The organism is Chitinophaga sp. (assembly GCF_036569185.1).
Taxonomy (GTDB): Bacteria; Bacteroidota; Bacteroidia; order Chitinophagales; family Chitinophagaceae; genus Chitinophaga.
Genome location: NZ_DATCRD010000210.1, coordinates 12,274 through 31,519, shown reverse-complemented (window position 1 = coordinate 31,519; position 19,246 = coordinate 12,274). Strand labels below are relative to the sequence as shown.

The following is a 19,246-nucleotide window of genomic DNA, read 5'->3' as shown; positions in this document are numbered from 1 at the left end:
CGCAGTTAGTTGCGACAATCAGTACAACTGATTCCTCAAAATTCTTTTGATCATTTGTATAGTGGAACGGCTGATCTGCCCTTTATACTTCTGGAGGATAGTACTTTCACTAACGCCATCACTGAGCTCGTTCACTACCCGCAACCATTTGCCAAGGAACTCGGAATTGGGGGTACGGTACCGTAGCAGTCTCCTTACGGTTTCAATTACAGACTTGCTGACAGTCCCTTCGTGCAGCTCAAAAACCTCGTCGTTGTTAAGTCCCAGCTTGATGTCGTCGGCAATCCTGGAATAATCCTGTAGATATTTTTCATTGGCCTCCATTACCTGTAACAGGGGATTATCACTAAAAGCGATATCCGCATTTTTCCGGTGCTGTTTCTGTAAGGCATGCAAGGCGTAGTTCCGGGCAATATTGTCGCAGATAATGAGATCGTCTTTATTAAGCTCAAACCACTCGCCTTTCACCCGTTTGTGCTGGAATACAATATGCAGACTTTCTTCCAGGGCCGTCATATTCAAGGCCTCATATTGCCTGATAACACGGAACATTACAGGCAGGTGAGTATGGTAAGCCGCCAGACGCTTATGCAGGTCCTGCGTTTTACCAATCTTATACAGGTTTTTACCTGTGTTCAGAATGTACACACACTTTCCAATTTGTACTTGCTCCATGAGGTGTTTTCGCGCTTGCTGATGATAATTAAGCTATCAATTTACGACTATGATTTTTATATACAAAATGGAATAATCAGGCTGAACATTATACAGGCGTTTATCAGGGGCTCCGCCAGGCTTTTCGGGAGCTCATAAGTTAGTATCATCTGCCGGTGATCCGCCAGGTGCTGTACAGGAAGCCCGGTTTGCAATGTTGTTCCGCCGCGTATCATCTTTCACCTCCCGGTCTTTTGCGGCGAATAAGCCCAAAGAAGCTGGAGGTTCCCCACCACAGAGCACTATGAGTGGTTGCCGCCAAAACCATCACCAGCCGGGGAACTATTTCTCCGTAAGCGTGAGGGCAACCTTATGGCGTTCTGCCAGTTCTTTTAATGCCTTTTTGTTTTCATCGGTAAGCGCACTGCACCACCTCAGATCCAGTGTTTTTAAACCATTTTCCATCAGCGATTTTAAAGCACCCAGTACTTCGCCGGCCAGCTCAGTTACATTCCGGAGCTCCCGTTTCCCGTCTGATGAGCTGACAGTGGTGGATGCGCCAGGCGATTTTTCTTTGGTAATGGTCCGCGCAAGGCTCAGGTTATCCAGCCCTCTCATTTTCCCGAGATTACTGTAACAGGCTTCATCCATAAATTCCGCCCTTATTAATTCCAGCCTTTTTAATGGCAGTTGGAGCAAACCGGCAAGTCTGTCTTTTGGCGGCGTGGCAGTTTGAGTATTGTTGATGATAAGGGTATTAAGGCTTTTAAACCGGAGAAAAATATCTGACGACCAGTTATCCGGGAAAACAGGTTTAATGAGATTGAGCGTGGTGGTATTTTTATCAGCAGTGGAAATTTCATCGGTAAATGAATCTCCCGTTTTCCTGATCCCGCTGATGTCTGTTTTTACCTCCGGTTTATCATCTGCCTTAGCTTCCTGTTTTGCCTGCATCAGTTTTTGTAAAAGCGCTGTGGCTACCCAGCCGATTCCTGCGGACAGTATTCCCCATGTAACGCTGTAGGAAAGGCCAACAGCGCCGGCAATAGTAGCCACAATAGCAGGTACGGAATTTTCAGCGATCTTTAAGCCAAGAAGTTTAACAATTTCTGTCAGGGTTTCTAAAGAAACTCTTTGTACCACCGGGTTGGCAACCGGCTGCCGCTGCACAGTTGCCGTATCTGGCTGAGGAGGATGAAGGTGCAGAGCGCCAGAACTATGATACACATCCGGTGCATTGTTGCCCATTATATCAGCTTCATGCTCCAACCCTTTATCGTTGTTTACGGCGGTATCATTTTTCATTTGCACAGCCGGCGCCGGTAAGCTTATTCCACCACGGCCAGGCGTTTCATTGGCGGATGCGCGGGACTGTTTATCCGCTTCGCTTTTTTCATTAACAGGAGAAAACATAGGAGAAAATTTCTGGTATTGATAAATAGATTTGAGGGAACAATTTTCGTTTGCCGGTCTTATTTCAATACTATTGCCTTTATCAGCAGAAGGCCCTCCTGCCGCTATTCTGCCCAGTTGCTCAGGTATCTTGCGGTAAAATTCAACCCGTTGGTATACATGAATTTCCCGATCACTTCGTTCAGGTAATCCATATCAAGCGAACCGTCTGCATTATTGTAGCGGAGTGAGCGTGTATTATTATCATCTCCCGTATTCAGATATTTATCGGCAACAGGTAAATATTTTTTTAATCCTGCTGCCAGGTCAGATAATTTCAGGATATTATCCATCCGGTTAATAGGGTTGATAAGGCCATCGAAATCAGAGCCAATGCAGATATGATCCCACGGCGAAGTGCCCGGTTCCCAGCCTATACCGGCATTTCCGACCCTCACCGCATAAATGATGTGAAGGCACAGTAGCATCAGGTGCCGCTCAGCCCTCGACGGGATACTCAGGAAGTCGAATAGTTTTTCTGCTCCCGGCAACTGCCCATCCCTGAAAAGCTTCTCCCATTCTTCTTTGGCAATATATTCAGGATCGAAGAATTCCGGCCGGCTGCTGTCTATCATTTTTTCTGCACCAAGGATACGTTGATCAAGACTGATCCCGATCATTCCTCTGGAGCTCATGATCTCTGTAATTTCTTCATCAAACAGGTTAATGGTCCAAGGGTTGCCATACAAGCCACTGTTAATGCTGTCGTTTGTTTTACCGATCTTCCGGTTCTCAGATTCCACGATACATACAAATGCACCATCCTGCTGACCGGTGGTAGACCTGAATTGTTTTTTAGTAAGATAATTATTCAGTGATGTAAATGTAAATCCGGTATGCGACGTGATTATAGGCAGCCTGCTTACTGCAGGCGCTTCATTGATCAGCGATTCCCGGTAACGGTAGTAATGAAACCGGGTATACACGCTCATGTGTTTCAGATCAATGAGCACCGGCCGCTTTTCATGCAGCAATGCCTGCCTCACTACTTTCTTTCCCAACTGGGTGAGGCCAAGTCCGGCTTTAGGCATAAAGTCCTCGCTGCTAAACGCAATCTGCGCCTGCTTGTTAAGCCCCTGCGCAAAGCCGCCCAGCGGCTGCTCGGGTATATAGCTCAGGTGACATAAATTAATACTGATGAAATCCAGTTCACTGTTATCCTGGATATCTTTCAGGTTCAATTCAGGTGTTCTGGATAACGCACTGCCCCGGATAGGCACGTCAGATAAATTGTGGCCGCCTTCTATGGAAAAGATCAGGTAGCGTTGCTGGTTGTCATTTCTGAGCGCGTCTGCAATTTGCTGCGGCGTGTGGCCTTCCCAATCTTTTCTCCCGGTATACTTAATATGATAGGGCGCCTGCTCCAGCGTGGCCTTACTATCCAGGTACATTTTAACCTGTTGCTGAAACTCTGCATAGTAGCTTGTTTTCCCGTCTTTTGTTTTGTTTACGATCTCTTTGTTTAAAGGTAATATATGGGAGAAGTCGATGCCAAGAACATGCAATATCCTGCGGGCAAAAGCATGTTCCAGGCTGATGATGGAAGCCACTCCCAGGTAAAGCTGGCTGTCTTTCACCTGGTCTGGCGACGACTGACTGTTAAACGGCCCGCCAAAAAGATCGTTCAGTAAACTGGCCAGGCCGGTTGTTTTAACCTGTTCCGTTATCGGGGTACCGTTACTGAGATAGTGTTTGAACAGCAGGTGGAAATGAAAATCGAATATTTTGTTTGTCATGGGGTCACGTTATTTAGCGGCATTTTCTAAAATAGACTGAACGGTATTAAATCGTTGGAGCAGGTCGGGATAGGTAGCAGGAGCAGTGCTTTCATAGGCGGTTCCGGCTTTCCCGAAGGTGGCGCTTTCCAGCATCCGCGCGGTGTCCGACAATGGCGCGGCAACAGGGGTCAGCGATTCCTGGGTCCCTCTCCTGGTGCCAAAGATGGCGTTGTGAAGTTTATTCCAATACGTTTTCACTATTTCAGCATAGCCTTGTAATGAATTAAGGAAAGCGCTTTCATTCCAGCCGTTGTATTGGTTGTTCAGTTTATTGGCAGCCCTGGGTGGTGTGTTTAATAATTTTTCAGCGTTAAGAATCCCGCTGCCAAAACCTTTCGTGGGTAACTGGTCGCTTTTCCGGGCCGAGTCCCTCAAGGCTTGCCGGAAGGCTTCTACCCTTTTCCAGCCTGCATATTCAGGAGCTCTGAGCTGCTCCTGGTATTTTGCCAGCCAGTATGCCGCAGCTGCTGCCACATGAGGCGTGGCATAGCTGGTGCCATCGCCATAGGCAAACCCTTCTTTGTGATCACCTTCCGCCAGCCAGATAGGTACCAGCACATCTTCTCCCGGTGCAGTAATATCTACGGTATCTCCCCTGGAAGACCCGGTCCATTCCCTGTCGAGCGGATTGGATGCCGCCACCGCAATGGTGCCCGGAAATACAGCGGGCGCCACTACGGCCTGTACGCTGTTACCTGCTGCACAGCACCAGATCACGCCGCTTTCATAAGCCTTCTTAGCCAGGCGGGCGGTGGTAAGCGTAGGCGGGATACCCATGCTCATGGTAATGATATCAAAGCCCTGTGCAATGGCGGCATCCAATGCTGCTGCCAGTTGTTGCTGCCTGTTGATGATAACAACGGTTTCGGCTATACGGAAAGGAACCAGTTTGTAATTATCAGGCGCCAGTAAGCCGCAGTTACCGTTGCCTGCTGCAGGCGAGTAGTCGTGCCCGATTAACAGGCTGCCTGTACGCGTACCGTGGCCGGGCTGTTTTCCCAGGGCTACGGTGCGCAGATCAAGTGCGTCATTGGTATTATCAAGGAAGTTAAAATCGTTGTCGGTATCAAATGCGCCGGCTACTTTGGAATGATCGGTATAGCCGGTATCAAACTGCACAACGCGGATTCCTTTTTCATGTGGTGATGCAGGTGTGGTTTGTGTTAGCAGTATTTTATCAAACCCTGTGGCATACCAGTTCCAGCGCCGGTATTCTTCTGTTTTCCTGCCGGAAACAAATTTACTGACAGCGGTAACCGTATAGTTTTTCAGGAAGATGTCTTCGTTGGGAGTACCATATCCATCATCAAACAGGAAAGCAGATTCCGCGGGCCCGCCACCTTTCCTGATAACATTGGCGGTGTCGGCATTCAGGTATAATGGAAGGTCGGCTTCTGCATAAAAGATGCCGGGCACCTGCGTAAGTTTTGTTGCTTCCTCGTGCGGGTTGCCGCTGAAGCTGGCGGTGAAGGCAAAAAGCTCTTCTTTGCCTGCAACAGCAGTAGCGGGCGTGAGCAGCGACAATTTCACTCCCGGCGGATATTTTACAGACAGTACCGCTTCTATCTGTGATACTGTTTCAGGTTTATTCAGCGCAGATATAATGAATGTTGTGGGAGCGCTGATATTGGAAGATGATGAAGCGTCCATAGTATTTTCTTTGGGAGATGAGGAAGTAATATCAGGAACATTGGAAGATGTATGGTGATCGTTTACCGCGGCAGCCATTACTACGTTATCTACGCCGCTCCGGATGCTGTCCTGGTCGGGCAGGGCCTGCTTTAGCCGGGGCGCAATGCTATCGGTATCTTTAAGCAATGCACGCCTGCCTTTTTCCATATCGGGGCTTAAAGTGGCTTCACGCACGGCGCTTACAATTACACTTACTTTAATGCCTTCATTACCGATCCAGTCGATTTCATCATCAGGAGTTTCCGGGGTGGCTAGTTGTCCGCTCCGCGTAAGTACCCGGTTCTGGTCGTCTGTGCGGGAAAGACCGCTGTGGTGCAGCGCAATGATTTCACAGGTGCCCAGTCCAAACACCGGGGAACCGCTGCTGCCGGGTAATGTATCCGATTCGTATACCAGCCGGGTCCCCGTTTCAGAAAAGAACCGGATATCTTTCAACACTACTTTTTTGGGTAATCCATTAGGATGCTGCACAATTACACAGGATTCTCCTTTGATGATTTTGCCGATATTTCCATCAAGCCGTATGGGTGGAAATTGGGAGAGCAGTTCGCCAAAAGTACCGGTAAGACTTACCCCGATAAGTGTAAAGTCGAGCCCGCTGTTCAGGGTGGTTTTACTTACTTCCAGGCTGGAGGTCAGAAAAAATTTGCGGGCATCCAGCTTAAAGGAAGCGCTTCTTTTCAATGCTTTGGTAGTAGCATCTACTTCATAGTTAAACTCCGCAATCATATCTGTTGCGTCTGCAGCTGATTCAATCACATGGTGATTGGTAAGCAGGATATCTTCCGTTACAAGAAAACCGGTGCCGATGGGAGAGCCGCCTTTCAGGATACGGCATACTGCCTTCGACATTTCAGATAAGCGGTCAAGCACGTATTTGTCCTGGAAGTCGGCAGTGCCGGTAATCCGCTCCAGCGCGGTTTCCACAAGGGGCGTGTTTTCGCGGGCCACGCGATATTGTACGCGGGTAGGGTTATCTTCCAGTTGTACCAAAGGCAGATTGGCCTGCCGTAATGCATATAGCTTTCTTTCAGCGGCTTCAAACTGGGGCTGGCGGTCACCGAAGCGATTGGCTACTTCCTGGATAACTTTCCAATGAGGTATCATTTTTATGAGGGTGTTTTTGGGGCTGGTATGCTCGATTTTCCTGAATGAATTTAATCAAAAAAGAAGGAATAAAAGATTAACTTTTTTATGGTGAGATGAATAGCGCGGAATTAATTCCCGGACAACCGGAGGGAGCTGTCCGGGAAGGTAGCGTTACCCGTAAATAATAAATCCTTTCTCAATAGAATTTATTTTCCTGAACGTTATCCGGAATACCCCGATGCCGTTGCTGCTGCCATTGGGATTGCTGTTGCCCTCAATGGTTTCAATGAAACCGCCATTAACAGCAGTAACAATGCCGGTATGGCCAAACCCGCCGCCATGGCTTTTAATGAAGATACTTCCCGGAACTATCAGCGAAGGATTATTGATAGCCTTTGCAGTTGTGATTTTCACTGCATTGGTCCGGTTCCAGTGATCAAGGCATCCGGCAGTTTTTACAACAGGGTTAGGGATACCCAGTTCTGCAGCAGCTTTTTTAAAGCACCAGTATACAAAGGCGGCGCACCAGTAGTTGCCCGGAGGTGTGTTAGTACTGGCAAGGTAGGCTTCCACCTGTGGCCCGCGGTTGCTGCCGGGAGGTACTTCCATTACGCCAATCTGGCTTTTAGCTACTTCAATGGCTTTTGCCAGCAAGGGAGAGGGCGCTTCATGTTCTTCCGGTACGCCGTCGTCAAACAACACCTCCCAGGTAATGGCGCCTACTTCGCCATCTACAATAAGCGGATTGCCAAACCGGTCGCGGTGCATGGCCTGGAACTGTTTTACGGCCGACACGGTTTTAGGGCCAAATGTACCGGTACCCTGTAAGCCGCCGATGCCCAGCTCAATAAGTCGCTGCTGAATGGCTTTTACGATCTGGCTGTTTTTTTCTCCTGCCTTAATTATTTTGTTGGGGTAGTTCATAACAATTGATTTTTAAAAAGTTGGGGTAAGAAAGAATTATATACAATGGTTTTTACTGTTTTCTGGTATAGTCTGATGAATTACTCCGGGGCTATCTTAAAGATAATAACTTCCGGGCATTTTAAGAACGGGAAAAAAGAAGGGCAGCGTATCAGCAATAAATGAAATCGCAGGCGATGGTAGGGTGAATGATAACGGTAACAATCTACAGTTCCTTAAACAGGCAGCGGTTTCCGCCAGGCGCCTGGATAAAAAAGGGAGTATCCTGTTTTTGGATACCCCTTTTTTACCGGCTCCCGGTTCTTAGAAATTCGTATTAATGATCAGCGTATTCCTGTCGGACGCCGCAAAATCCATTGGAATAATACCGTACCTGCCATGTGCATTATTGGTGAAGTAGGTATTGATCTGTGGATTAATGGCATTCGATACCGTGGTAATGCTCGGAATACCGAAGATGAGCGATTTGTAACCGCTGGTGAAATTGATATACAGCACTGATGAGCTGCCATTTTTTGCTTCTGTGAACAGGTTGGTGATACTGGTCCATTTCCCGTTATTATCGGGCACTACGTACTGATCCTGCACACGAAGGGAGGAATTGGCGTTATTAATGGAAAAAGTAGTGTTATCGGCCCAGTTGGTGGCTTCAATGCCTTTGGGAGTACCGGAGGCGCCAAATCGCCTCAGCAGCACAATTTTACCCCTTACCTGCCCGAGATTGGGAACGGCGTCGCCCAGGTACCATCTGGATGGCTGCAGCTGGGTATAGCTGTCGAAAGTTTGTTCAAAGGAGCGGGTGTTGTTGGTAGGGTCATACTCCTCCTTTACGCACATAATGATCGTTTCCGTAGGGTTTGCTGCCAGGAAATCGTAACAGGCGGTGATTACATCCGTAAAGTTCAGGTTCTGGTAAATAGAGCCATGATGAATAGCAAAGGCATCCCCGATGTGCCGGCACCGGATATCAAGGAAGCGGGTACCGGCATCCAGCTGCTCGCGGATGCTGAGGTTCTGGCATTTGGCGGTACCACTAACCGGTTCCACCCGGGCGCCGCTATCGTGCGTACCGGGAATGGAAAGGCTGGTCAGACTGGTATTGTCTGCAATGGCGCCCATCCATCCTGTAAGGGTTACGTTTAAGGTGTTGGTAAGCGCGGTATTGTTCGCTGTTTCAATGCCTGCTGCTGCCTGCGGATTTACCAGGTCTTTTTTACAGCCAAAAAGAGAGCATGTGGCCAAAGCCAGGGAGAGGGTTTTTAGGTTCATAGTGAAAGTATTTATCTTAAAAATACAGGACAATACCGTTTGGTTCATTGCAGTGGAAATTAATTGTGGGTTAACAATCTTTGATGTGGAATTAACAATCCGTCGCGTAACGAAAAGGTGTGATTTTTTATCAGCACAGGAATGTCTATCTTTATGTCACGGTCGTACCACATCAACCAGATTTTGCTTATAAGAGGAAGTGTCCAAATTTATTTTGAATACCGTGCAATTAAATAGTGAACCGGATTTACTATTAAAAGTGTCGCAGGGCGATGAAGCCGCCTTTGCACATCTGTTCCACACCTACCAAAACAGGCTGGGAGCCTTTGTTATGCAGCTTACAGGATCCAGGCCCCTTGCAGAAGAAATTGTACAGGAAATATTTATCAGGATATGGGAAAAACGGGAGAAATTAAGCCAGGTAGAGCATTTCCATTCCTACCTGTATACGGTGGCAAGGAATTATAGTTTGTCTTTCCTGAAAAAGCTGGGCCGGGAACTGGCCCAAAAGCAGGCCTGGGAAATGAGCGTGGCCACACAGGGGGAAGAAGAGGATGCTGTTATCAGGAATTACCGGCGCATAATAGACCAGGCCATCTCTGAATTGCCTGCCCAGCGGCAGAAGGTATATCTTTTAAGCAGGGATGAAGGGCTTCGCCAGGCCGAAATAGCAGAACGTATGGCCATTTCATTGGAAACGGTAAAAAAACATATGGTACTTGCGCTCCGTTCCATCCGGAGCTATGCTATAGCTCACCCGGAAATCAATGTATTGATACTTGTTCTGATTACGCCATTGACGATCTGAAAATTTTTTTTCTCCCGTTACCTCTTTTTTATACTTCCTGCTGTCTTATAGTATAGAATCAATCTATGCTAATGGACAATACCAGGTTGCGCTATCTGCTTAGCCAATATGCGGGCAAAACGATCACCCAGGCGGAGGAATCCGAGTTAAGTGATTTTTTAAATGCGGCAGATAATCAAACGCAGCTGGAATTGCTGATAGAGGAAGCCTGGATCAGGTCTGGTGAGGAAGATGAAAACATTTTTCCCTCGCCCCAACTGAACCAGGAATCGTTACCAGGGCCGTTAAGGCCGGTGCGCTGGCTGCGCTGGGCTGCTGCGGTACTGTTGCTGATTGCCGGCGCCGGCGCATGGCTGCTGGCTGCCAGGACCAGGAAAGCGGAAAAGCAACCACCGGTCATAGCAGCAAACACAAAAAAAGATGTGGGGCCAGGCGGGCCAAAGGCAATGCTCACACTGGCCGATGGCAAGGAAATAGCGCTCGATAGTACCCTCAAAGGTACATTGGCCAAACAAGGAGAGGCAAACCTGCATGTGAGCCCCGGAATGCTTAAATACGACCAAAACAGGCAGTCATCTGCCAATACAATAGCCTATAATACATTAAAAACGCCCAAAGGAGGGCAGTACCAGCTGGAATTGCCCGACGGCTCTAAGGTGTGGCTCAATGCGGCATCTTCCCTGAAATTCCCTACCGCTTTTGTTGGAAAGGAACGACGGGTGGAACTAAGCGGGGAAGCTTATTTTGAAGTAGCCCGGAATGCCAGCCAGCCTTTTTTTGTATCAGTGAATAACGCCAGCATCGCGGTACTGGGCACCAGCTTCAATGTAATGGCTTATGCCGATGAGGCAGCCATGAGAACTACCCTGCTGGATGGCGCCGTGAAAGTAAGCCAGGCAAGTGCTTCCAGCTTATTGAAGCCGGGAGAACAATCGTTACTGGAGCCAAACGGGCGGATGGAAGTAATAGAAAAAGCCGATGTAAACCTGGCAGTTGCCTGGAAAAACGGCCTTACCTCTTTTAAAAGTGCAGATATCAAAACAATCATGCGACAGGTGGAACGCTGGTATGATGTGGAGGTGGTATATAACGGAACTATACCCTCCCGAAGGTTCACAGGAGATATTCCACGCGACGCCAACCTGTCTGAATTATTACGGCTACTGGAAATAAGCAGGATCCATTTTAAAATGGAACAACGGAAGCTGATCGTTATGCCGTAGGCAACCAGATCTAATTTTTTATATCAACCAAATCACTATTACCATGAATAACGGTCCCTGAACGACGTGTGGTAAGAACCGAGGCATAAAAAACCAGGAGCGATCTCACCCGCCCCTGGCAAAAAGCCTGGGTCTCTGGTACCTGACATCAATACTTAGCAGAAATCAAGAATTATCTCAACCCAAACACTACAAATGTATGCAATCTAATTGTCATGCAAAGCCCGTCTATATACCCGGGCTATTATCAACCATCAAAGATCGCGTCCTGACATTCCGGAAATCAGGTGCCCATCTGAGGATAAAAAAACAACTGATTAAGCAAATGAAAATTACAGCTATCCTCTTAACGGTAGTTTGTTTGCAGATCAGCGCAAAAAGTCTGTCGCAACAGATCACTTTGTCGCAAAAGAACGCACCGATCCAGAAGGTATTTGAAGAGATAAAAAAACAGTCAGGCTATAAATTCTGGTATGAAGATGCCATGCTTACGAAAAGCAAGCCGGTCGACATTTCCATCCGGAACGGTTCCCTGGAGGAAGTACTGGCCCTGCTGTTTAAAGATCAGCCTTTCAGCTATGAGGTGATCGGCAAGATCATCGCTGTAAAAGAAAAAGATATACAACTGCAGCATGCCTTACCCTACATGATGATACCGGAAGTGGTGCTTCGTAAAATAAGCGGCCTGGTAAAGGACAGCACAGGGTCGCCTATACCGGGTGTAACCATCCTCGTTAAAGGCACTAAAACCGGTGTTACCACAGATGTGCAGGGCCGGTTCAGTCTTGATGTGCCGGATGGCAATGTGGTACTGCTTTTTACCTCGGTAGGGTTTGAACCCAAATCCATCACACTGGGCACTTCCACTTTCCTGAACGTAACCCTCTCTACCGCTTCCAGCGGGCTGAATGAAATGGTGGTAACGGCGCTCGGTATCAAACGCCCGAAGGGCACACTGGGATACGCTATCAGCACCATTAAAGCAGATGAGCTTACAAAGGCCGGTACTACCATGAACCCCTTCCTGGCTTTATACGGTAAGGCGGCAGGTGTTGGTGTAAACGTTGGTACCTCCGGTCCGCAGGGCGGCGTAAGGATCAATATCCGCGGTGCAGCCAGTATGAACCCCGATCAGAACGTAAGGCCCCTGTTTGTGGTAGACGGCGTTATTCTCAGCGACCGTAAAACACAGATAGGCGGTGACGTAGGACAGGGCTTCGACTATGGCGCCGGTATCAATGATATCAACCCTGATGATATTGAATCGATCGATATCCTCAAGGGCGCAAAAGCTACTGTATTGTATGGCAGCGATGCGGCAAACGGCGTAATGATCATTACTACTAAAAACGGCCGCAATGTAAAAGGTTTCGGTATGACAGCCAATGTGCAGCATACCATTGAGCAACCGGTATCTTACCTGAAACTGCAAACCAAATACGGCCTGGGCGATAATCTTTATGATACCACCTATGCCACTATCAATGGCGTACAAACCAGGATGCTGCCCAACAAACGCTTCAGCTTCGGGCCCGCTTTCGATGGGGCTAATGTGATGTTCTACGATAGCTCCATGGTGAAGAATTCGCCACATCCGAATAACTTCATGTCCCTTTTCCAGAATGGCCAGTCCACTTCTGCCAACGTAGCTATTGCCGGCAGCAATGAAAAAGGTAGCATAAGGGCTTCCTATACCAACTATAACTACCAGGATATTTCCGGCGATAACTCCTGGCAGAAAAGGAACTCCTTCAGCTTTAACGGTAATATCAAAGCATCTGAACTGGCTTCTTTTGAAGTGATCTCCAATATCTACAGCATCTCTACACAAAACCGCCGTTCACAAAACGATGGGCCTGTAGCGTGGGGATACCCGGTTGACTATGATTATAACCTGATATGGCCTTATTATATAGATGCCACCGGTTATAAAAGAGACCTTTCCAATGCCCGTGTATCGGATGCGTTTAACAAACTTGGCGAATACCTTTGGAACACCAAAATGAACCGCTATAAGGATGAGAATATCCACATGATCACCTCCGCCAAGGTAACGCTGAACTTTACGAAAGATATCTTCCTTGTGGGCCAGGCCGGGCTGGATTATGATAACACCAACTATAATACGCAGGTAAGCGTAACAAGGGTGCTGCCAACGGTAGACAAAGGAAGCTTTGGTGTAGCAAAGGAAAATTCCACCACTCAAACTTACCAGGCATTACTAAACTACAATAAAACCTTCCTGAATAACGATCTCCGGTTGTTTGCATTCGGTGGTGGTGTATACAGGCTGCGTAATGTAGATTATCTTGGAACAAACACAGTTGGCGGACTTACCTTCCCCGACTGGTACTCGTTTTCCAACCAGCTGGGCACACCAAATGCAGATAATGCTTACCTGTTGAGGAATTACACAAGAGGATCTGATGTATTATACAGTTTGCTGGCATCCGCTGCTTTGTCCTGGAAAAATGAGTTTACATTGGAATTACAGGGCCGCCAGGACTGGAACTCTACACTTCCTCCTGAAAACAACAGGTACTTCTATCCCGGCGCCGCACTTACCTGGAACTATACAGAACGCTTCCCGCTTGCCGGCGTAAACACCGGGCAGCTGAGATTGTCCTGGGCCGACGTAGGTAATGGTACCACCCGTTATTTTGCCAATAATCTGTATGGATACAACCGACTTCCGAGCACCGGCGCCAATTCCGTTTCACCACCGGATAAACTGTTACCGGGCGCGCTGAAACCGGAACGCAAAAGGGAATTCGAAGTGGGTATCAACAATACTTTCCTGCCTCAGGACAGGATCATCCTCGACTTCTCCTTCTATACCAATCACCGTTATAACCAGATCATCAGCCTGCCTATTTCTTCTGCCTCCAGTTCTACCGGTATGATTGTAAACGCAGGGGATGTAAAAGCCTGGGGTTTTGAACTGGCGTTAACAGGCGTGCCGCTGGTGGGTAAAAACTACCGCTGGAGCCTTACACTGAACGCTGCCAGCCAGGGATCGAAAGTAATGGATCTGTACCAGGGCGTTACCAACTATCCGTTCAGTAACCTGATCAATGGCGCCGCAGCTTCTATTCATGCAGATGAAGGCCGTCCATATGGTGAAATTGTTATGCTGGACTATAAACGCGATGAAGCCGGCAATAAAGTAGTCAACAATCAGGGTATCTATATTCTCGACGATCAGAAAACAACCGTAGCCGGTAATATAATGCCAAAGGTATACGGCGGGTTTATCTCCGACTTCATGTATAAAAACTTCAATTTCCGTATCGGGCTGGATTATAAATACGGGGGTACTATTTTCAGTTATACCAACAACCGCTTAACAGGTGTGGGCCAGCTGGAAAATACCATGCAGTACCGTGATGAAGAAAATGGTGGCCTGGCTTACTACATCAACAGCAGCGACCAGAAGGTGCCCTGGCAGCATTCACAGCCGGCGCCGGCCCAATCCAAAGACGGTAAAGTATACCACGATGGCCTGGTTCTGCCGGGTATGAAAGTGGACGACAATGGTAAATACGTAACCAACGATATTATCACCAGTGCCGCTACTTACTATGGAAGCTACGCCAACGACCTGGCTACTTCTTTCCCGCCCGACAGGCTGTTCAAAAACAACTATATCAAGGTGAGGGAAGTAGCGCTTTCTTATACATTGCCTACGGAAATTTCCAAAAGGATAAAGATGCAGCGGCTCACTATCACAGCAGCTGCCCGTAACCTGTTCTACCTCTATAAATCTATTCCCAATATAGATCCGGAAGGAGCATTGGGCGCAGATGTTTTCGTGGAAAATACCATCTACCCTTCCCAAAGGACTTATTCCCTGGGGTTAAATGTTGCTTTCTAATGTATAAACTGAAAAAAATGAAAAAAGCTTATTTATATATTTTCCTGCTCTCGGCTTCCTTTCTGGGAGCTTGTAAAAAGGACCTGGAAGATCGCTTCTACGACAAGGACAAGCTCTCTACAGGCAGTGATATAGATGTGGTGCCTGGCTTATTCACCGGCGTGCTTACAAACAATAAAATATTTGCGCAGGACTATGGGGAATGGTATTACCTCCTCAATGGCGGTACCAGTATTACGGGATATGAACAGGTGGCTCAGCGGTTTGTATCTTACCGTTACGATTGGTTTTCTACCTATAATGATTTAACAACGGGTAACGGCTTTGATGATTCTCCCATCAATGGTCAGTCCTTTTTTCAGCATAGCTATACCCGGTTGAAGAATTATGAAGTGATCCGTGATTCTGTGGATGCACGTACAGGGCAGCTTAAACTGGATGGAGATGTATACCTTAAACTGGCGAGCTTTATTAAATGTTACCAGAGTGCGAAGTTGGTGGACTTTTTTAATTCCGTTCCTTATTCAGATGCTTTCCAGGGTGCTAAAAAAGAGCCGAAATATCTTTTCCCTAAGTATGATGATCCGAAAGAGATCTATCAGTCTATTATACAGGAGCTGGGAACTATTGTAGATGGCCTGCCAGGCGCCTATTCGCAGATGTCGGCCGCTGCCCAGACCGTTTTTACTGAACAGGATATTGCTTTTCATGGAGATATCAATAAGTGGGTAGCGTTGATCAATTTCACCAGGCTTAAATTACTGGTAAGAATTGCCGGTGTGGAAGAAGCGTATGCCAAACCATTGATCCAGGCGACACTGGCAAAGCCTTTGCCGCAAACAGATCTCTACTGGTTCTACTGGTTCGATATAGATCCTACTGGTGGCGGAACATGGATCCGCGGCGTATATGAAAATACCTTCGCGTCTTTCATTCCGAATATCATCATGAAAAGGCTGAACTATGGTACACCTGCTTACCAGGTAGGAATTGACGATCCCCGTTTGCCTGTGCTGGCCATGCCAACAAAGTATATGGATTACCGTGGGGTATCTGCCAATATTGAAGAACAAACTGCATTGTATAATAGTGGGGAAAAATACTATCCATATGCAGATAATATTGCTTCTACTTTTTCCACCAACGCAAAATCCACTTACAATCATGCCACGTTCCACCGGAATTCCAAGATGCCGGTATATATGAGCACCTTGGGAGAACTGGATCTGCTGCTGGCGGAAATTGCATTGAAAGGATTAGCTAACACAGGTAAATCAGCTGAAGAGCATATCAAAGATGAAGTAACGCACTCCGTTGCCTTCTGGTATACCATTAACCAGCTGAGCAGCTATGCCAAAACCCAGATGACACCTGAACAAACAAATATGGTATATCCATCAAAACCATCTGATGCAGTGATTAGCGCATGGGGAGATGTGGTTAAAGCCAAATTCACCGCCGCCCCTACACTGGACGATAAAATGGAAATCCTGATGCAACAGAAATACATCCATCTCAATCTCTATCAGCCGTATGAGCTCTGGGCAGAGCTGAGAAGGACCCGTCATCCGAAACTGGAACCGTTTACCTGGCATTCTTCCGTATGGAAACCAATGCCGGAAAGGGTGCGTTATCCAACCATCGAGCTGACCAATAACCCGGATAATTTCAAAAAAGTGGCCGGTGAAAATAATCTGACCAGCCCTATTTTCTGGGTACCTGCTGCAGCAAGAGCAAAAAATCCTTACTGGGATAATTACAATTATCAATAGCAGAGAGCAATGATGTCGGAAGAGAGCTGGCTTATTTAGCCGGCTCTCTTTTTTAGTGCCACACCGCGATACATGCCGCCGCAAGTGTTAGTCCCACTAAGGCATAGTAAGCAGTTTTAGTAAAGGGCTTATTTGTAAAACGTATATTGATCAACGTTACCAGCAGGAACATACCGGTTTTGGGAACTACTTTATAATAATTGACCTGTGGATATTTCAGGGCCACCAGTATTATACCTGTTACCAGCAAAACAATACCGAGTATCAGTCCCTTGTGGTCCCGGATCTTTGTGTGATAATCTGATCGTTGGGTTACCAGTATAGCAAGGTATCCTAAAAAACACCCGAAGTGAAGCAGTAAGATAATACTAAAGAGCATGGGATGTTTTTTTAGTGGTGAAAGCAAGATAGTATCCTCCCAGCGCCAATGCCATCACAATAGCCACCAGGTGAGGGATCAGTTTATCAACCGTATATGCCGGGTTATGGAGTACCAGGCAAAAGTCCATCACGGGAACAATGGCGCCTGCCAGCATTAACACGCCCAATGCGCGGCGCTCCCCGGTCCATAATATGCCAAGTATGGCGATACCGGTAAACAGGTCGCGGATGCCTTTGATATAATGAAAGGAAAAATTGCCGTTTACAGGTACGTTGATGCCAAAGCCTGCTTCTGCTGCCAGTGGGTTAAAGAGAAAACGGAGGCCAATAAATACCAGTAGCGCTCCCATCGATAAGGTAGCATAGAAGGCGGTTTTTTCAGAGATGTTTTTCATTTGTTGCTTTTTTATGATGATGCAACAAAGGTATACACCGCTTTTCGCCGGTTCGTTCACCCGGGTTAATAAATTCAGGTCATCAGCCGTTTCCTGATCCTGCTTAGCGACGGCGGTTTTACACCCACGAAAGAGGAAATGTAGTATTGGGGAATACGTTGCTGCAGCTCCGGGTAGTTGTTTATAAAATGCAGATATCGCTGTTCTGGCGGATCTTCATAAAAAGAGGTGGCCTTTTTAATAGCGTATACATATAGCTGTTCACAAATTAAACGGCCAAACTTTTCGCCTTCTTTTACTTTGTTGTAAAGCAATTGAAGGTTTTCATACGATGCGCATAAAATTTCTGTCGGTTCAATGCACTGGATGCTGCGCCGGGAAACCGAGTGGTCAAGGAAACTCTCATAGTTGCAGGTGAAATCATGCTCTCTTCCAAAATCAAACGTCACTTCTTCACCGGAATCTTTTATACCGTAGTAACGGATCAATCCCTTCTCAATAAATCCCACTTCGCGGCACACCTGCCCCTGCCGCAGGAAATAATCATTTTTCCGGAACTGCCGGCTTACAAATAAAGAAGAGATAAATAGTTTTTCGGCTTCATCCAGGCGGATAAAATGCCCGATAGCGTTGATCAGGTTAGTGTGCATACTCATCTGTAAAACGGTTTAACTGCGCCTGTATGCCTTGTTTTTCCGTATCTGTTTTAGCCAGATCCCAGGCTTTCTCAAAACTTGCTTTGGCTTTATTATTGTCGATATTCTTATACAGTTCTCCCAGCAATACATAGTAAAAATGATTATTCTCCAGCTTTAATTTTTCCGCTTCTGCCAGTGCTTCCTGTTGCCCTTTTGCTTTATACAAAGCAAAGGTACGGTTAAGGGCTACACTGGGAGAGTAATTGATCATTAACAGTACATTGTATAACTGCAGTATTTCATTCCATTTTTCAGGGGTGTCTTCCTTTATGCAATGCCAGTAGGCAATACGGGCTTCCAGGTGGTAGGAGCTTACTTCACTGCCTTCGGCAGAAAGCTGCAGGAAATGAATGCCCTGGTTAATTAACGAATAGTCCCACAGGGCTTCATTCTGCGCTTCGTACAATACCACCTCGCCTTCACCGGCCTGCCTGGCATTGAAGCGGGACGCATGAAAGCACATGAGGGCAATAAGCGCATTTGTTTTGGGAAGATTGGTTTTGTCGTATGCAGCAAGCATTAAGCCCAGGCGCAGGGCTTCCAGGCAAAGATCCTGCCGCAGGATCTGGTTCTGTGTCTGTGAATAATACCCTTCGCTGAAAAGCAGGTAAATAATATGCAGCACATTGTCCAGCCGCCGGGGGATATCGTTTTCAGGAGGAAGCTCCATTTTGATTTTCTCTGCGCGTAGCTTCTCTTTGGCCCTGAATAGTCTTTTATTAATAGTTTCCTTATTGGATAAGAAAGCTTCAGCAATTTCATCTATCCCAAAACCGCAAAGGATGCGCAATGCCAGGCCTATCTGCGCTTCGCTGGCAATAGCGGGGTTACATACGGCAAAAAGCATTTGCAACTGGCTGTCCTGGATGTTTTCCTGGGAGAAGTTCAGCGCTGTCGCATCATCGGTCAGTTCCTGCCGGGCTGTTATTTCAGGCAGTACCTTTGTATCAAATATTTTATTTCTCCTGAAATGATGTATTGCTTTTTGTTTGGCTACGGTATAAAGCCAGGCAGTTGGATTGGGAGGAAGCCCTTTCATACCCCATGTTTCGGAGGCCAGTAAAAATGTTTCACTCACAATATCTTCCGCGATTTCAATATGCTGTAACCCGAAAATCCTGCTGATCACAGCCACCATCTTGGAGAATTCCTGCTTAAATAAATGCTTCAGTGATTCGAGTTCCTTTTCCATATTAAAACAGTAAAAACCACTCTAACGAAAGAGTGGTTTCTTTAT

General features: G+C 47.0%; 14 protein-coding genes. 4 read left to right on the top strand and 10 right to left on the bottom strand.

Going from position 1 to position 19,246, the window contains the following annotated elements; all coding sequences use genetic code 11:
* Positions 1-18: 18 nt before the first annotated feature.
* From VIM72_RS15915 to VIM72_RS15890, 6 genes are all read right to left on the bottom strand, one after another.
* A complete protein-coding gene (locus VIM72_RS15915; RefSeq protein ID WP_332003813.1) occupies positions 19-648 on the bottom strand; it encodes a GIY-YIG nuclease family protein in 630 nt (209 codons plus the stop codon).
* Between the two features lie 348 nt (positions 649-996).
* On the bottom strand, positions 997-2,067 hold the full coding sequence (locus tag VIM72_RS15910; protein ID WP_332003812.1) for a hypothetical protein: 1,071 nt from the start codon (positions 2,065-2,067) through the stop codon (positions 997-999).
* Between the two features lie 104 nt (positions 2,068-2,171).
* Entirely contained in the window at positions 2,172-3,842 is a 1,671-nt protein-coding gene (locus VIM72_RS15905) for a hypothetical protein (protein ID WP_332003811.1), read from the bottom strand.
* Positions 3,843-3,851: 9 nt separating this feature from the next.
* A complete protein-coding gene (locus VIM72_RS15900; RefSeq protein ID WP_332003810.1) occupies positions 3,852-6,683 on the bottom strand; it encodes a S8 family serine peptidase in 2,832 nt (943 codons plus the stop codon).
* Positions 6,684-6,836: 153 nt separating this feature from the next.
* A complete protein-coding gene (locus tag VIM72_RS15895; RefSeq protein ID WP_332003809.1) occupies positions 6,837-7,589 on the bottom strand; it encodes a CHAP domain-containing protein in 753 nt (250 codons plus the stop codon).
* A 303-nt stretch (positions 7,590-7,892) separates the two neighbouring features.
* Positions 7,893-8,858, bottom strand: coding sequence for a phosphatidylinositol-specific phospholipase C (locus tag VIM72_RS15890; protein WP_332003808.1), 966 nt, complete (start codon positions 8,856-8,858; stop codon positions 7,893-7,895).
* Positions 8,859-9,057: 199 nt separating this feature from the next.
* Between VIM72_RS15890 and VIM72_RS15885 the strand changes: the two genes are divergently transcribed.
* The 4 genes from VIM72_RS15885 (at position 9,058) to VIM72_RS15870 (ending at position 16,535) form a co-directional block, all read left to right on the top strand.
* On the top strand, positions 9,058-9,666 hold the full coding sequence (locus tag VIM72_RS15885; RefSeq protein WP_332003807.1) for an RNA polymerase sigma-70 factor: 609 nt from the start codon (positions 9,058-9,060) through the stop codon (positions 9,664-9,666).
* A gap of 71 nt (positions 9,667-9,737) precedes the next feature.
* On the top strand, positions 9,738-10,889 hold the full coding sequence (locus VIM72_RS15880) for a FecR family protein (protein ID WP_332003806.1): 1,152 nt from the start codon (positions 9,738-9,740) through the stop codon (positions 10,887-10,889).
* 325 nt (positions 10,890-11,214) lie between these two features.
* A complete protein-coding gene (locus tag VIM72_RS15875) occupies positions 11,215-14,763 on the top strand; it encodes a SusC/RagA family TonB-linked outer membrane protein (RefSeq protein ID WP_332003805.1) in 3,549 nt (1,182 codons plus the stop codon).
* Positions 14,764-14,780: 17 nt separating this feature from the next.
* Positions 14,781-16,535, top strand: coding sequence for a SusD/RagB family nutrient-binding outer membrane lipoprotein (locus tag VIM72_RS15870; protein WP_332003804.1), 1,755 nt, complete (start codon positions 14,781-14,783; stop codon positions 16,533-16,535).
* A gap of 52 nt (positions 16,536-16,587) precedes the next feature.
* Here the strand turns inward: VIM72_RS15870 and VIM72_RS15865 are convergent, their stop codons facing one another.
* The 4 genes from VIM72_RS15865 to VIM72_RS15850 form a co-directional block, all read right to left on the bottom strand.
* Positions 16,588-16,914: a hypothetical protein gene (locus tag VIM72_RS15865; RefSeq protein WP_332003803.1), complete on the bottom strand. Its 327-nt coding sequence runs from the start codon at positions 16,912-16,914 to the stop codon at positions 16,588-16,590.
* Positions 16,904-17,311, bottom strand: a complete 408-nt coding sequence (locus VIM72_RS15860; protein WP_332003802.1) for a DUF4267 domain-containing protein — start codon at positions 17,309-17,311, stop codon at positions 16,904-16,906. Before VIM72_RS15860 ends, VIM72_RS15865 begins: the two co-directional genes overlap by 11 nt.
* A 74-nt stretch (positions 17,312-17,385) precedes the next feature.
* Positions 17,386-17,967: a Crp/Fnr family transcriptional regulator gene (locus tag VIM72_RS15855; RefSeq protein WP_332003801.1), complete on the bottom strand. Its 582-nt coding sequence runs from the start codon at positions 17,965-17,967 to the stop codon at positions 17,386-17,388.
* Positions 17,951-19,201 (bottom strand): RNA polymerase sigma factor, encoded by a 1,251-nt coding sequence (locus VIM72_RS15850; RefSeq protein ID WP_332003800.1) that lies wholly within the window; start codon positions 19,199-19,201, stop codon positions 17,951-17,953. The genes VIM72_RS15855 and VIM72_RS15850 overlap by 17 nt, the downstream gene beginning before the upstream one ends.
* Positions 19,202-19,246: the final 45 nt, after the last annotated feature.